We start from the raw sequence: 15,323 nt of genomic DNA on the forward strand, positions 1-15,323 counted from the left end.
CGCGCTCGGTCCGCTCACCGGGAGTTGGGCGCCCAGACCGTGCTCGAGGGCGAGGCCCCACCGGAGCTGGCCCCGTTCGACCCGTTGCGCTGACCCACTCCCCCCTCCTCCCCGCTCGGAGCCCCCCGTGCTGCACACGCCCGCCTCCCCAGCCGCTCCCGACCCCGGCCAGCTGCTGTCGGTCGCCGCAGTGCCCGGCACCCGCCCCGGTTCCGTGGTCGTCGAGGTCACCGGCGAGGTCGATGCCTACACCGCTCCGCTGCTGGACGTCTGCCTGAACTCGCAGGCGAGACAGCGCGGCGTACGCGAGGTCGTCGTCGACCTGAGCCGGGTGACCTTCCTCGGTGCCGCCGGCGTCACCGTGCTGGCTCAGGCGCACCGCCGGTGCGGAATGCGTGGCGCGCGGCTGGTGGTCCACACGGGCCGGCGGCGCCGGTCGCTCCGCGCGCTGCAGCTCACCGGGTTCGCCGACCTCGTCGCGATCGACCCGACCGAGCTGGAGCCGCAGGTACGTGGCCCGCGGACGGCCGCACGACCACGCCCTCGGCCGCGGCGTACACCGATCCGACGCCCTCGCCGGGCGTGCCGGTGAGCGGCACGGGTCCGGCCGCCGCTGCCGGTGCGCGCCGGGGTGGCGGCCCAACGGTTCGGGGGAGCCTCGAAGCCCGGCCCGCGGAACGGCGACGATCGGGGCCCGGGCCGGCCTCGCCCCCCGGGACCGCCGCTGGTCCACGCGGCCGGGCAGGCGCCGTCTCCACGGCACCACCCGGTGGTCCGACCGGCTGGGTCGTGACGGTCCACCCGGGTGGGACCAGCGGACGCCGACCCGCCACCGGGTCAGCCGGGCGCCCAGCTCCCGCAGGGCCGGACGACCGGTTCAGGCCGCGGTCAGGACGGCGGCGATCGCCGGGCCGTCCGTCCACCCGGCGCCCAGCCCGGACGCCCACCGGCTGTCCAGCGCCCCCGTCGACTCCAGGGCCCGGGCACCCACACCACCCAGGTGACTCCGAAGGCGGGCAGCCAGAAGCCGGCGAGCGCGGCACGCTCCCGGGCGGACCCGGCGACCGGGGCGGGGGTCCCGGTCACCGGGAACCCGGTCCGTCTCCGGCGAGGATCCGATCGGCGGTCCAGGCCGGGTCCTCGAGGGCCGGCAGGTGCCCGACCCCCGACCGCGCCTCGAACGTCCAGTCCGGCCGGGTCGCGGCGAGCGCGCGGGCCCGGTCGACCTGCGCCAGCGGGTCGTCGGCTCCGTGCAGCCACAGCGTCGGGACGGCGACGCCGGCGAGCGTCCGCCGCCAGGCGCGCGGCCGGGCGAGGAGGGCCATGGTGCCCAGCAGAGCCGCCCACTGCTCGGCCTGACCGGCGGCGGCGTCGGTACGGGCGGCCCGTTCGCGGGTCTGGGCGACGGCGGCCGCGATGCCGTCGGCGGGGATCCGGTGCAGGTGCGGGGTCGCCTGGCGCAGCTGCCGGTCGACCACCTGCTCGGACGGCAGCGCGGCCAGCTGCCGGGCGACCGCGCCGGCCACGCCGGGCAGCCGGAGGAACGCCAGCTTCGCCGCGATGGCCAGGTCTAGCCGGCCGGCCGTGCCCGGCACCGGTGGGCTGAGCAGCACCAGCCGGCGGATCGTCTCCGGTGCTGCGGCCGCCTGCAGGACGGCCAGGACGCCGCCCATCGAGTGCCCGAGCAGGACCACCGGCTCCCCGACGACCTCGCGGACGAACCGGTCGAGGAGCCGGCGGTCCGCGGTCACCGCATCGGGGCGGGAGCCGGTGGGCACCCCGCTGCCGCCGTGGCCGAACAGGTCGACGGCGAGGACCCGGTGGCTGCCCGAGAGGAACGGGGCGAGCAGCCCCCAGTTGAGAGCCGAGCCGCCCAGGCCGTGCACGCAGAGCACGGCCGGCGCGCCGGCCGGACCGCCCAGGTCGAGATGACGGACGGGACCGTCGAGGTCGGTGGTCGCGAAGACGGCGCCGGGTGGCCACGCCACCGGGGTCCCGGGGCTGGTGAGGGCGGGCGGCAGGGACACGGGAGGCTCCTCGGGATCAGGTGCCCGGAACGCTCCCCGTCCCCGGGGTGGTCGCGCACCACCCCGCTCGCCGGACCACCCCGGGTGGGGCTCAGCAGAGCCCCAGGGCGCGTCCTCGCTCGACGGCCTCGCGCCGGGATCCGACATCGAGCTTGCGGTACAGGCTCCGGGTGTAGCTCTTCACGGTGTTGATCGACAGGTGCAGCGCCGCGCCCACCTCCCGCTGGCTGAGCGGGCCGCGCAGCGCCCGGAGAACCGAGACCTCCCGTTCGGTGAGCGGTTCCAGCAGTGCCGGCCGCACCCGCGTGGCGGCGCGCCGGCCGGCCCGCAACTCCACGGCGGCGATCTGCCGGTCGAGGATCGGGGAGGGCGGCGCGCTCAGCCGCGCCTCACGGGCCCGGTCGAGGAACTCCAGCGCAGCCGTCGGGTCGCCGGCTGCCAGGGCGGTCTCCGCCGCGCTCACCAGCACGAGCACGGCGACCGCGGGGTGCGCCTGGACCTCGACCAGGACGGCGGCACGGTCCGAGTGCGCGCGTGCGGACCCGAGCCGGCCGGCGCGCCGGTCGAGCACCCCGGCCGCGGCGTGCAGCAGTGCCAGCGCTGCTGCAGCGGCGTCCCCCAGGTGCGCCTCCAGGGCCGCGGCGTCCGCCCGGGTCGACCGCAACAGCCGCTCGGCGCGCGCGTCGCGGTCGGGATCGGGGTCGTCGTCGCCGGGCTGCACCAGGCACCAGGCGAGGAGCCCGGCCACCTCCAGGTGGGAGAAGACCGGCAGGGCGGATGCGGCCGGGGCCTGCCAGGCAGCGTCGAGTGCGGCCAGCGCCTCCGCCTCCCGTCCGGCGGTGAGCAGCGCGCCCCCGAGGGCGACCCGGGCGACGACCCAGCCGGGCAGCTCCGGATCGGTCTCGGCGGCCACCGCCTCGTGCGCGGCGGCCAGCGCGACCTCCGGGGAGGCCTCGGCCGTCGTCCCGTAGACCGCGCGCAGGGCGGCGATCGCCCCCACGGCGCCGGCGAAGCCGGGGAAGCCGGCGCCGGGGCGACCCGCGCGGGCCTGCGCGGCGGCCCGGTCGAGCAGCGCGGGCACCCGGTCCAGCCGGCCGGTGACCCCGGCAGCCCAGGCGAGCGACAGCAGCAGCGGGACCGAGTCGGCGACCACGGCCGGGTCGAGCCGGTTGCCGAGCTCGGCGAACACGCCGACGCGCGCCGTGGCGAGGAACGTCCCGGTGCTCCGTACCAGCCAGTCGGCGGCCCCGGCGGAGTCGCCGGCGCCGAGCCGGGCGCGGATCGCCTCCTCGACCAGGCCCTGCTCCCAGAACCACACGGCAGCCCGCCGCTGTACCTCGGCGACGCCCGCAGGGTCGTCCAGCTCACGTCGCAGCGCCGCCCGGAACAGCGGGTGCACGCGGTACCAGCGCCCGTCGCCGTCCACCGCGGTGACGAAGACGCCGTCCCGCTCCAGACCGGCCAGGACCGCGCCGGAGTCGGCACGGCCGAGCACCGCGTCGCAGAGCGGGCCGCACAGCCGGTCGAGCGGGGCACTGCGCAGCAGCAGCTCGCGCCGGTCCGGCGTCTGGCCCGCGAGCACCTCGGCGAGCAGGAAGTCCACAGCGGAACGCAGGCCGGGCGGGCCGTGCGGTACCGCCCGGCCGTGGGCACGGTCGCGCAGCGTGAGGGCGCCGAGGACGAGCCCGGCCGCCCAGCCCTCGGTGCGGGCGAGCAGCCCGGCCAGCGCTGCCGGCTCGGGCCCGGGGTCGTCGGGACCGCCGTGGACCACCGAGGTCAGCAGGGCGCGGGCTTCCTGCACGGTGAAGCGCAGGTCGGCGGCGACCAGCTCGGTCAGCCGGCCGCGGGCCCGCAGCCGGGCGAGGCCGATTGGGGGCTCCGTGCGGCTGGCGAGGACCACGCGCAGGGCGGGGGGCAGGTGGTCCAGGAGGAACTCCAGCCCCTCGGTGACCCGCGCGTCGGTGACCTCGTGCAGGTCGTCGAGGACGAGCACGGTGGGTTCGTCGCGAGCCGCGAAGCCGTTGAGCAGCTCGGGGACGGCGACGTCGAGCGGGTCGACCGAGGGCACGGTGAGCGCGCGGAGGGCCGGGCCGGCCACGTCCGGGGTGGAGCCGGCCAGGGCGGTGGCCACGTACGTCCAGAACCGCGCCGGATCGTCCTCGCTGCTCCCGAGGGTGACCCACGCGACCGGCATCCCGGCGTGCCGGGCCCAGGCGGCGAGCAACGTCGACTTGCCGTACCCGGCACCCGCCGCGACCACGGTCACCGGTGTCCTGCGGACGGCGTCGAGCCGGTGCTGCAGGCGGGGGCGGGGAACGAGCGACGGGGGTACCTGCGGCACGGTGAGCTTGCCGGCCAGCAGCGGACCGCCTGCGCCCGTCGGCCCCGACACGACTACTCCTCCCCGGGCCCGCGCGTGCCGCCCTCCGCAGGAGGTGTACCGGCGCGGGCGCCCGCCGTCCATGCTGTGCACCTCGTCGTCCGGACGAGCCCCGCCACGGCCGGCCCGGTCCCCACCGGAGCGGGCCTGCGACCAGCCGGACCCGGGCTGCACCACTGCACACCCGCGCCTGCTTCCTGTCGTACCCCCCGGCCATGCTGTGCCTGTCCGGATCGCACCGCCGGTGTCGCCATCGCGAACGTGGCCACCGCACCGGCGGGTCCGGGAGGAGGTGAGGACGAGATGAGGACGTACGACCCCGCGGACCACATCGTCTACGTCCACCTGGCGCAGCACCCCGCCGCTCCCCCGGCGTCGACGCCCGCCCACGACGAGTGCCACCGGCTGGCTGCCGGTCACGCGAAGACGTTGCTCCACGCCGGGCTCGGTGGACCGCGCGCGGCCGGTGCCCGTCCGGCGCTCGTCGTCCTCCCCGGGGGCTCCGCACCGGCCGACGGTCCCGTGCCGGCCCCGCCGGCGCTGCGCCTGGCCCGGTAGCCGATCCGCGCGTGGTGCCGCGGGTCTCGCGGGATCTGCTCGACCGGAGCCGTCGGCGTCCCGATCGGAAGCCGGCACCCGGACCGCCGCCGGAGCACCGGTGCGCAGTCGGACCGAACGCTGGACCCCGCCACGGACGAGGGGCCACTCGACCACCGAGCCCGCCACCGGAGTCGGACGCGTGTCCACCCGGGGCGGCCCCGGACACCCCGAAGAGCTCTGCGGCGTCGAGTCCGTCACACCGTCCGCGGAGCCCGCCGGCACGATCCCGACGACGGGTGCCCCGCGCCGTCGGGGGGGACGCCCCGGGACGCCGTCGGTGCCGACGGCGGAAGGACCCCGTCCAGCAGCGGCCAGTAGCGCCACAGCAGCCACCGGGGCGCGGTGGCGACGGCGATGGCCAGGCCGGCGAGCGGGGCTCCACAGACGACCAGCAGGACGGCGAGGCAGCCGCCGGCGACGACCGTGGCGAGGAGGCCCGCCGGCGCCGCGGAGCGTGGCCGCCGGGCCCTCGGGTCGAGGACCGGACGAGTGGGCTCCTGGACCTCCTCCGCACAGCGACGCCGGATCTCGTCCCAGGCCCGCTGTTCGTCAGGACTGAGCACCGTCCACCTCCTGCGGGAGCACCGTGCACCTGCTGCTGGCTCCAGCCTGCCCGGGTCCGGGCGGGTGCACGAGGGGCTCCGCCGGTCAGGCTCGGCACTCGGTCGTTGCCGGGGGTCGGCAACCGCGGGCGGCGGCAGGGCGGTCGTCGCCCCAGCGAGCCGACGAGGCCAGCGCGGGGGCGCCGGGTGGCCGGGCGGGCGCCGTCCGGTGCGGTCGCGGCCAGAGACCCGCGGCGCCGCGTCTGCCGGGGAGCGGGACGGCGCGACCGGCGGTCAGGGGTCGACGGGCAGTGGCCGGGCCGGCCACTCGAGGAGTCGGGCGCCGAGGACGGCCGCGTGCAGCGAGAACCGCTGGTCGGGCCGGGAGACGCTATACCCGGTCAGCTGGGAGACCCGGGCCAGCCGGTAGGTCACGGTGCGGACGGAGACGTGCAGGCGCCGCGCGGCCTCGGTCGCGACGTCACCGGCGTCGAAGTACGCCAGCAGGGTCTCCAGCAGCACCTCGGCGCCGCTGCGGCTGTGCTGCAGCGGGCCCAGGACTTCGTGCACCAGGTCGACGATGGCCGACTGGTCGCGGCCCAGCACCCGGTGGACCAGCAGGTCGCGGGCGTGCACCACCTCGGCGCCGAGGTCGAGCCGGTCGGCGATGACCAGCGCCTCGCGCGCCTCCTCGTAGGAGCGGGCGACGCCGTAGGCGCCGGGGAAGGCGCGCCCGGGCGCCACCCGCCAGCGCCGGCCGTCGTCGATCCGGCCGAGCTCGGCGTGGAGGACCGAGCCGAGGTCCTCGGTGCGCGCGGTCGGGGCCGCCGTCGCGGCGGGCACGACGACGACCACGCGGCCGTCCTTCGTGGCGACCAGCACGTCCCGGTCACCGAACCGGCCGACGACGACCCGCTCCACCGCGGTGGCGGCCCGTTCGACGTTGGCGTCGGCGTCACGCGGGGCGGCGAGGGCCACGTGGTGGGACTTGCCGAGGTCGAGGCCGAACGGCTCGGCGCGCTCGACCATCCGGGCGACATCGGCGTCCCCACGGAGCAGGTCGTCGACGAATTCCGCCCGCAGCGCCTCCTCGTGGCGGATCATCTGCCGCCGCTCGGACTGGTGACCGTCGACGAGCACGCCGATGGCGTCGTCGAGCACCCGCAGCACCGCCTCGGCGGCACTGCGCACCTTCTCCGGATCACTGGAGCGCGCCACGACCGGCAGCTGCCGCCACAGCCGCCACGACGCGGACAGGTACAGGTCGACGGCGCCGCGGGCGCCGACTCCCTGCGCAGCCGCCCGGCGCCCGAGCTCGCGGACCGCGTCGAGCTCCCACGAGTCGGGACGGCGCCCGTCGATGGCGGCGTCGGCCAGCATCGGCAGGTACCCGCCGAGCAGCTCGACCGGCGCCTGGCAGGCGGACGCCGCCGACGTCGCGACCGTCGTCAGCCAGTCGTCGCCCGCCACCGGTCCGCCGGAGCTCCCAGGCACCTCCAGTTGCCGGTTAAGGGTCATCACCCCTCCTCTACCTGCCCAACCTCTCCACCGCCGTTGCCGACGGTCGGCAAGGCCAGCATGCACCAGCTGACCGGCGCCGTCCCTGGTGGGGCGCACGTCCCGCCGGGCATGGTGAGGATCAACAGGAGGTGAATCATGCTCAGCAGTTCCGAACAGCGGATCTGGGACGACATCGAGCGGTTCTACGCCGCCGAGACCGCGGAGCCCGTCCTGCCCGGCCCGAAGCCGGCGCGCCGGGGCCGGCCCGACGCTGGCGGCGGGGATGACCTGCCGGCCGCGGTGGTGGCCGGTGTGTGGGGCGCGATCCTGCTGGTCCTCTTCGGCGCCGTGGACGTCGGCCTCGCGATCGGTGCCGCCACCGCGCTGGGCTGGCTGCTGTGGCGCAGCTGGCCGTCGCTGCGTGGCCCGGCCACCACCTCGGCAGTGCCGGCGAGCCAGACGGAGTGAGGACTGCGCCATACCGGGCGGACGACCGGAACGCTGCGGCTTTCGCTGACCTCGGTGGACGAGTCGATCCCCCTGGTGGAGCGGCATGGTGCCGCTCACGTCGTCCGGCCGGTCCTCGGGCGTCGGCGGATCGTCGCGAACACGCAGGCCGCGCCGCCGTCGCGACCGGGATCGTCAACCGCCGTGCTGCTCGACAGCTCGATGCCCGTATCCTGCTGGATGCCGTGAGCGGCACCGGCTCGCCTCCAGCCGAAGGCCTACGTCACCGTGGTCCGGGGCCGCGGTGACGTCCCGTCCAGCCGACCGGCATTCCCGCCGCCCAGGGCGGGGGCAAGGACACCGCTGGCATCGAATTCCCGGCGCACCATGTGGAGCTGATCCACCACCCGCAGCAGTGGGCAGCGGTGGCCGACGACGTCGAGCGGCTGCTCGGTCTCGTGCGCGCTCGATCAACTGCTGGTGCTGGGCCGATCACCGCGGACCGGTGGCCGGCCGGTACAGCGCGAACAGGCTCTCCCGGACCCGGTCTCGACTGCTGCGCCGAGCCCGAGCGGTCGAGACACGCCTGAAACCCGCAGATCTGCGCGGCGTGTCCGCCGCGGTTCGTCGAAGTGCGTCCGTGCAGGTCGGCTGGCACACGGAACGACCACGCACCGCAGCGGACGTCTCCGTACGGGGAACGATGGTGGTCAGAATGGCGATCAGCGCCTGGACGTTCCACTGACGCGGCCTGTGGGCAGAACGCCACTCCTCAGGTCGTTCGGCCGGCCTTGGCCAGGTGGAGCCAGGTGTCGACGACGGTGTCGGGGTTCAGGGACATCGACTCGATCCCCTGCTGCACGAGCCACTCGGCGAGGTCGGGGTGGTCGCTGGGGCCCTGGCCGCAGATGCCGACGTACTTCCCGCGCTCCAGGCACGCCCTGATCGCCATCTCCAGCAGGGCGAGCACCGCCGGGTCTCGCTCGTCGAAACCCCCGGCAACCAGGGCCGAATCGCGGTCGAGCCCCAGCGTCAGCTGCGTCATGTCGTTGGAGCCGATGGAGAACCCGTCGACGTGGTCGAGGAAGTCCCCGGCCAGCAGCGCGTTGGAGGGCAGCTCGCACATCATCACCACCGACAGGTCGTTCTCCCCGCGGCGCAGGCCGTGCTCGCCCAGCAGGCGCACCACGCCCTCGATCTCCGCGACCGTCCGGACGAACGGGATCATGATCTTGACGTTGGTCAGGCCCATCTCGTCGCGGACGTAGCGCAGCGCCTCGCACTCCATGGCGAAGCAGTCGGCGAAGCCGGCCGACAGGTACCGCGACGCCCCGCGGTAGCCGATCATCGGGTTCTCCTCGTGCGGCTCGTAGCGCTCGCCGCCGAGCAGGTTGGCGTACTCGTTGGACTTGAAGTCGCTCATCCGCACGATGACCGGCTCGGGCGCGAATGCCGCCGCGATCATCGAGATCCCCTCGGCGACCCGCTGGACGAAGAAGTCCCGCGCCGAGGGGTAGGCGACGATCCGCTCCTCGACCTGCGCCCGCAGCGGCGCGTCGAGGTCCTCGAGGTCCAGCAGCGCGCGCGGGTGGATGCCGATCTGCCGGTTGATGACGAACTCCAGCCGGGCCAGCCCGACGCCGGCGTGCGGCAGCCGGGAGAAGGCGAACGCCTGCTCGGGGGTCCCCACGTTCAACATGATCTTGGTGGGGATCTCCGGCATGGCGTCCAGCGAGGTCTCCGCCACCTCGAAGCCCACCTGTCCGGCGTAGACGACGCCGGTGTCGCCCTCGGCGCAGGAGACGGTGACCGGGTCGCCGTCGGACAGCACCCGGGTGGCGGTCCCGGTGCCGACGACGGCGGGGATGCCCAGCTCGCGGGCGATGATCGCCGCGTGGCAGGTCCGCCCGCCGCGGTTGGTCACGATCGCCGAGGCGCGCTTCATGATCGGTTCCCAGTCCGGGTCGGTCATGTCCGCCACCAGCACGTCGCCGGCCGTGAACTGGTCCATCTGGTCGATGTCGGTGAGCACCCGGACCGCACCGGCGCCGATCTTCTGCCCGATCGCCCGGCCCTCGACCAGGACGTCCCCGGTGCCGGTGAGCGTGTAGCGCTCGGTGGTGTTGCCGGAGCGGGACTGCACGGTCTCCGGGCGCGCCTGCAGGATCAGGATCTGCCCGGTCAGCCCGTCCTTCCCCCACTCGATGTCCATGGGCCGGCCGTAGTGCTGCTCGATCCGGCAGGCCTGCCGGGCCAGCTCGGTGACTTCGTCGTCGGTGAGGGACAGCAGCCGGCGCTCGGCGGGGTCGACGTCGACGAACGCGGTGGTCCGGCCGACCTCGGCGGAGTCGGTGTAGACCATCTTGGTGGCCTTGTCCCCCACGCCCCGCTTGAGGATTGCCGGGCGCCCGGCCCGCAGGGCGGGCTTGTAGACGTAGAACTCGTCGGGGTTGACCGCGCCCTGCACGACGCCCTCGCCCAGCCCGTAGGCCGACGTCACGAAGACGGCGTCCCGGAAGCCGGACTCGGTGTCCATGGTGAACACCACCCCGGAGGCCCCCACGTCGGAGCGCACCATCCGCTGCACGCCCGCCGACAGCGACACCGCCTCGTGGTCGAACCCGTGGTGCACCCGGTAGGCGATCGCCCGGTCGTTGTAGAGAGAGGCGTAGACCTCCCGGACCGCCTGCAGCACCGCGTCGATGCCCCGCACGTTGAGGAACGTCTCCTGCTGCCCGGCGAAGGAGGCATCGGGCAGGTCCTCGGCCGTGGCGCTGGAGCGCACCGCGAACGACGCCTCCGGGTCGTCCCCGGCCAACCGGTCGTAGGCCGCCCGGATGTCGGCCTCCAGGGCCGGCGGGAACGGCTGCTCGACGACCGCCCGGCGGATCTCCCGGCCGGCCGCGGCCAGCGCCCGGACGTCGTCGGTGTCCAGCGCGCGCAGCCGCTCGGCGATCCGCGCGGCCAGGCCGGTGTCCCCGAGGAAGCGCTGGTAGGCCGCCGCCGTGGTGGCGAAGCCGTCGGGGACGCTGACCCCGGCGTCGGCCAGGTTCGAGATCATCTCGCCCAGCGAGGCGTTCTTGCCGCCGACCACCTCCAGGTCGCCCAGCCCCAGCTCGGCGAACCAGCGGACGTTGTCGGCGTCGTCGGCCGCGCCTCCCGCCGTGGTGCTGGTCGGTGCCTCGGGTGCGGTGTCGGTGCTCATGGTCGGGTGGTCCCATCTCGCCGGAGGTCGTGGCCGGGCTGCGCGCGGTCGCCGGAGCGGGGCCGTTGCCGGGCCAGGGTCTGGATCACCACGGTGGCGATCTCCTCGACGGAGGCCGCCGAGGTGTCCACCGTGGGTAGCTGGTGCCTGTCGTAGATCGCCGTCGCCCGCCGCAGCTCGAAGCGGCACTGCTCCTCCGAGGCGTACCGGGAATCCGGGCGGCGCTCCTGGCGCACGCGGCTGAGCCGAACCACGGTGGTGGTCAGCCCGAAGCAGCGGTCCGCGAGGTCCCGGACCGGGCGGGGCAGGTCGGTGGTCTCCAGGTCCTCGTCGACCAACGGGTAGTTGGCGACGAACAGGCCGTGCTGCAGGGCCAGATACATCGCCGTCGGGGTCTTCCCGCACCGCGACGGCGCCAGCAGCACCACGTCGGCCCGGTCCAGCCCCCGGGAGCCCAGGCCGTCGTCGTGCTCGATGGCGAACTCGATCGCCGCCATCCGGTCGTTGTAGCGCCGCACGTCGCCGACCCCGTGCAGCCGCCGCGCCTCACGCAGGCCGCGGGCCCCCAACTGCTCCTCCACCCGGCTCATGTGCAGCCCGAAGAAGTCGATGATCGGGGCCTTCGTCTTCAGCAGCTCCTCGCGCACCTCGTCCACGGCCGCGGTGGTGAACACCAGCGGGGGCACCGGGCCCGCCATCGCCGCGTCGAGCTGCGCCACCACCTCCCGGGCCTGCTCCACCGTCGAGATGAACGGGATCAACGTGCGCTCGAAGCGCACGTCAGGGAACTGGATGAGCAGTGCGTTGCCCATCGTCTCGGCGCTGATCCCGGTGCTGTCGGACAGGAAGAAGACCGGGACGACCGCCTGCGCATGGCGGTCCGGGTGAGACGCCGGGTCCGAACCGGGCGACGGCGACCACGGCACCGGCGGACTCCCCTCTGGCGTGCGTCGGCTCGCGCCGGTGGCTGCGTGCTCGAGGAGCGGCGAGAGCGGAGCCTTCCAGCCACGAGCACGCGATAAGCCGCCGTGCTCGCGCAGCGAATCGCTTGCCGCCATGACCGACCTTCAGGCTGTTATATCAGTTGTACAACAACGTAGTGCAGACTGCCGAGGAGGGTCAAGGGCCCCCGGGAGCTTGCCGCCTCGGGTCGGGACGCCACCGCCTCGAACGCTGGAGTGGCCAGTCCCCTGCGACCGACGGGCACGCTGACCTGGTCCAGCGATGCGCTGGCCGACGCTCTGTCCGCGGTGGTCGAACCGGGTCTCGCCGACCCGCTGGCCGAGAGCCTTCCGAGCTCGCCACGCGGGTTCGGTTCCGTCACCTCGACCCACGCACAGCTGTGCGTCGACATGCCTGTCCGCCGCGAGGGATCCCAGCGCCTCATCCCCCGCCGATGAGTGCCGCAGGCGCCAGGCTCCCCGCCCCGGGGGAGGTCCGTACCGGCTCCTTCCGGCCTCGGATGGGCGCCGCCTTGCGACGAACGCCGCTCAACTCTGCGGCACGCCATCCCCGCAGCGAGCTGAGCACCGCCACCCCCTCCGCCCGCTCGAGGTCGGCCACGCGCAGCACCCGCTCCTGCAGCCTGTCCATCTCGAGCAGCCGCGCGCGCTCGACGCCGGGAAGGCACCCGGCCTCCAGTGGAGGCGTCCACCAGCACCCGTCGAGCTCCACTGCGAGGGAGGCTCGGGTCACCTCGGTGAGCTCTCCCCTCGTGTTGACCATGATCACGTCGTCGACGTCGGGTCGCCGCTCGCGGCGCCGGTCGTACGGCTCCCGCAGGCTCGTCTTGTGGTAGAGCCAGGTCTCCCGGGGATCGACCGGATCGTCGTCGACCGCGAGCAGCACCGGGCCGGTCGAGGGCGCAGGGAGCGCCTCGACGTCGACGGCGAGCGTCCCGTCGCGCCGGAGGCGTATCCGGACGCGTGCCGCCGGCTCTCCCGCCAGCCGCACGGCCAGGACGCGTCGCGCCGTCGGCAGGTCGAACCGGAACCCCAGGTGCTCGGCCGAGGCTGCCAGGCGGTGCAGATGACGCTCCCGGTTACGCAGACCGCGCTCAGGGTCGTGCCGCATCGTCTCCAGCAGCTCGAACTCCCGGGGCCGCGCGGACAGGACCGCGGCCTTGGCGAGGAGCTCGGCATGCTCGGCCGACGCCTCCGAGCCCCAGGTGATGCCACCGCCGGTGCCGTACACGGCCTCTCCCGAGGACCTGTCCACCACGGCCGTCCGGATGGCCACGTTGAACCGCGCCCGGACCGGCGCGTCCGGTGGACCCACCAGGCCGATGGCTCCGCAGTAGACGCCGCGCGGGTCGGGTTCCAGGGACCGGATGATCTCCATGGAGCTCGCCTTGGGCGCTCCCGTGACCGAGCCGCAGGGGAAGAGCGCCCGGAACAGCTCGACCAGGCCGGTTCCAGGCGAGAGTCGAGCCGTGACGTCGGAGGTGAGCTGGAGCACGGTCTCGTAGCGCTCGACGGTGAAGAGCGCCGGCACGTCGACGCTGCCGATCTCGGCGATCCGGCCGATGTCGTTGCGCATGAGGTCGACGATCATGACGTTCTCCGCCCGCTCCTTGGGACTGGACTGCAGCCGGTGGGCCAGGCGCCGGTCCTCCTCCCGGTCCCGTCCCCGCCGCGCCGTGCCCTTCATGGGGCGGAGCAGCACCGCGTCGCCACGGCGCTCGAAGAACAGCTCGGGGCTGGCACTGGCCACGGCGAAGCGGCCGAGGTCGAGATAGGCGCTGTGGGCTCCGCGCTGACCCAGGGCCAGGTCCCGGTACAGGGCGAAGGGATCCCCTGACACGCGACCGGACATCCGGACGGTCAGGTTGCACTGGAACGTGTCCCCGGCGGCGATCCGCTCGTGGACCTGCCGGACGCCGTCGGCATGCCCGGCCGGTGTCCACGTGGGTTGCCACCGGGCCGCCCCGCCTCGGCCGGCGCCGGCCGGCCCGGCCGGCTCCAGCGGAGGCACGGGAACCGGCTGGTCGCAGACCCCGAACCAGACCAGCGGCATGCCCATGGGCATGGATCGGTGCACGGCGAGCCGTGGATCCAGCCCGGCAGCGGCCTCATAGGCGACGTAGCCGAACGCCCACCGCCCGGAGTCCGTGGCCCGCTGGACCTCGGCCAGCACGCCGACGACTTCACCCGGGTGTTCGGCCACCAGGATCCGGTCGGGCGCGGGACACCGGAGCGCCGTCCCGCTGCGGAGGTCGTCGAAGCGGGCCCAGGTCACCGCGGCACCGTTGCCCCGTGGACGGCGGCGAGCAGCTGGAACGAGCCGCTCACCACGACCGGCACCGCCTCGTCCGCCTTCTCCGCAGCACGGCGGACCGCGAGCACCGGGTTGCCCTCCACCGCTGTGGCGATGCCCCGGTCCGCCGCCGCCGCGGCGACGAGCTCGGCCGGGACGGAGGCGCCGGCGGGGTGGTCGCCGCCGGTGGAGCAGAACTCCGTCGCGACGACCACGGAGGCCGCCGGCGCGACGACGTGCAGGGCAGCGTCCAGGTCCTTGTCCTGCTTGAACGCGAGGACCCACGGGAACCGGACGCCGGGGTGGACCTCCTGCAGGGTCGCCACCAGCGCCGCGAGCTTCATCGGGTTGTGGGCTCCGTCGAGGACCGCCGTCCGGCCGGCGATCACACGGCGTTCAAACCGGCCGGGCAGGGTGGCGCTCCGCATCCCCAGCCAGATGGCGTCCGCGTCGAGGGACCAGCCGTCGCGCGCGGCCAGCGCCTCGACGGCACGCAGCGCGAGATGGGCGTTGCCGGCCTGGTGCCGCCCCGTGAGCCCCAGGGACAGGGACGGCTGGCCGCGTAGGTGCAGCTCGGTGCCGCCCGGTCCGGTCCAGGCCCGCACCGCCGGGGGGCCAAGGTCCACCCACCGGAGGTCACAGCCCCGACGGGTCGCCTCTGCGCTGAGCACGTCCTCCACCTCGGCGCTCCGTTGGCGGGCCGCGACCGCACGGCCGCCGACGGGGAGGACGCCGGCCTTCTGCGCCGCGATCTCGCGGACGGTGGCCCCGAGGACGTCCTGGTGGTCCAAGCCGATCGGGGTGATCACCGCGACCTTGTCCGCCCGGGAGATCGTGTTGGTGGAGTCGAGCAGTCCCCCGAGCCCGGTCTCGACGACCCCGTAGTCGACCCGGTCGGCGAACAGGCCGAACGCGATGGCGTTGGTGACCTCGAAGAAGGACGGCCGACCGTGGCCGGCCTGCTCCACCGCCTCGACTGCCGGCCGGACCCGGGTCAGCGCCGCGTCGACGAGGTCGGCTCCGGCGGGAGCGCCGTCGACCTGGAACCGCTCGAGGACGGAGTAGGCGTGCGGCGACAGGTGGGCGCCGACCCGGAACCCGTGGGCCCGGAGCAGGCTCGCCACGAAGGTGCTCACCGACCCCTTCCCCGCGGTGCCCGCAACGTGCACGGCGCGGAAGCGGTCCTGCGGATCCCCCAGCGCCCCGAACAGGGCCCGCGGGCGGGCGAGCCCCATCCCCGCCGGGCCCCGCTGCGGCCCGAGCTCCGCGAACAGGTACCGGCGGACGCGGTCGAGCGCGGCCCTGGACGAGGGTGCGCCGGCGGGCGGCGGCAGTTCCGCCGTCCCGGTCGACATCAGACCTCCAGC

General features: G+C 75.0%; 12 protein-coding genes. 4 read left to right on the top strand and 8 right to left on the bottom strand.

Annotated elements, in window-relative coordinates:
- Positions 1–127 precede the first annotated feature (127 nt).
- Positions 128–592, top strand: coding sequence for an STAS domain-containing protein (locus GOBS_RS25495; RefSeq protein ID WP_012948922.1), 465 nt, complete (start codon positions 128–130; stop codon positions 590–592).
- 490 nt (positions 593–1,082) lie between these two features.
- Here GOBS_RS25495 and GOBS_RS14000 read toward each other — a convergent pair whose 3' ends face one another.
- A complete protein-coding gene (locus tag GOBS_RS14000; protein WP_012948923.1) occupies positions 1,083–2,027 on the bottom strand; it encodes an alpha/beta fold hydrolase in 945 nt (314 codons plus the stop codon).
- A gap of 91 nt (positions 2,028–2,118) precedes the next feature.
- Positions 2,119–4,419 (bottom strand): winged helix-turn-helix domain-containing protein, encoded by a 2,301-nt coding sequence (locus tag GOBS_RS14005; protein WP_012948924.1) that lies wholly within the window; start codon positions 4,417–4,419, stop codon positions 2,119–2,121.
- Positions 4,420–4,710: 291 nt separating this feature from the next.
- Here GOBS_RS14005 and GOBS_RS25500 point away from each other — a divergent pair, with 291 nt between their 5' ends.
- Positions 4,711–4,965, top strand: a complete 255-nt coding sequence (locus GOBS_RS25500; RefSeq protein ID WP_012948925.1) for a hypothetical protein — start codon at positions 4,711–4,713, stop codon at positions 4,963–4,965.
- 236 nt (positions 4,966–5,201) lie between these two features.
- Here GOBS_RS25500 and GOBS_RS14010 read toward each other — a convergent pair whose 3' ends face one another.
- The gene (locus GOBS_RS14010) at positions 5,202–5,570 is read right to left on the bottom strand and encodes a hypothetical protein (protein WP_012948926.1); all 369 of its coding nucleotides are present in this window, start codon (positions 5,568–5,570) and stop codon (positions 5,202–5,204) included.
- 273 nt (positions 5,571–5,843) lie between these two features.
- Complete coding sequence (locus GOBS_RS14015; protein ID WP_012948927.1) at positions 5,844–7,067, bottom strand: PucR family transcriptional regulator; 1,224 nt, start codon at positions 7,065–7,067, stop codon at positions 5,844–5,846.
- A 138-nt stretch (positions 7,068–7,205) separates the two neighbouring features.
- On the opposite strand from GOBS_RS14015, the gene GOBS_RS14020 reads away from it, so the two are divergent.
- Together GOBS_RS14020 and GOBS_RS27490 are read left to right on the top strand one after the other, a co-directional pair.
- Positions 7,206–7,517 (top strand): hypothetical protein, encoded by a 312-nt coding sequence (locus GOBS_RS14020; RefSeq protein ID WP_012948928.1) that lies wholly within the window; start codon positions 7,206–7,208, stop codon positions 7,515–7,517.
- A gap of 54 nt (positions 7,518–7,571) precedes the next feature.
- On the top strand, positions 7,572–7,745 hold the full coding sequence (locus GOBS_RS27490) for a hypothetical protein (protein WP_166487396.1): 174 nt from the start codon (positions 7,572–7,574) through the stop codon (positions 7,743–7,745).
- Between the two features lie 523 nt (positions 7,746–8,268).
- Here GOBS_RS27490 and ppsA read toward each other — a convergent pair.
- The 4 genes from ppsA to GOBS_RS14045 all read right to left on the bottom strand — a co-directional run bounded on the left by ppsA (position 8,269) and on the right by GOBS_RS14045 (position 15,311).
- Entirely contained in the window at positions 8,269–10,701 is a 2,433-nt protein-coding gene (gene ppsA / locus GOBS_RS14025) for a phosphoenolpyruvate synthase (protein ID WP_012948929.1), read from the bottom strand.
- On the bottom strand, positions 10,698–11,627 hold the full coding sequence (locus GOBS_RS14030; protein WP_012948930.1) for a pyruvate, water dikinase regulatory protein: 930 nt from the start codon (positions 11,625–11,627) through the stop codon (positions 10,698–10,700). Before GOBS_RS14030 ends, ppsA begins: the two co-directional genes overlap by 4 nt.
- Before the next feature lie 457 nt (positions 11,628–12,084).
- Positions 12,085–13,938: an aminodeoxychorismate synthase component I gene (pabB, locus tag GOBS_RS14040; RefSeq protein WP_012948931.1), complete on the bottom strand. Its 1,854-nt coding sequence runs from the start codon at positions 13,936–13,938 to the stop codon at positions 12,085–12,087.
- On the bottom strand, positions 13,935–15,311 hold the full coding sequence (locus GOBS_RS14045) for a bifunctional folylpolyglutamate synthase/dihydrofolate synthase (protein ID WP_012948932.1): 1,377 nt from the start codon (positions 15,309–15,311) through the stop codon (positions 13,935–13,937). The genes pabB and GOBS_RS14045 overlap by 4 nt, the downstream gene beginning before the upstream one ends.
- Between the last annotated feature and the right edge of the window lie 12 nt (positions 15,312–15,323).

It is taken from the genome of Geodermatophilus obscurus DSM 43160 (genome assembly GCF_000025345.1).
Lineage (GTDB): Bacteria > Actinomycetota > Actinomycetes > Mycobacteriales > Geodermatophilaceae > Geodermatophilus > Geodermatophilus obscurus.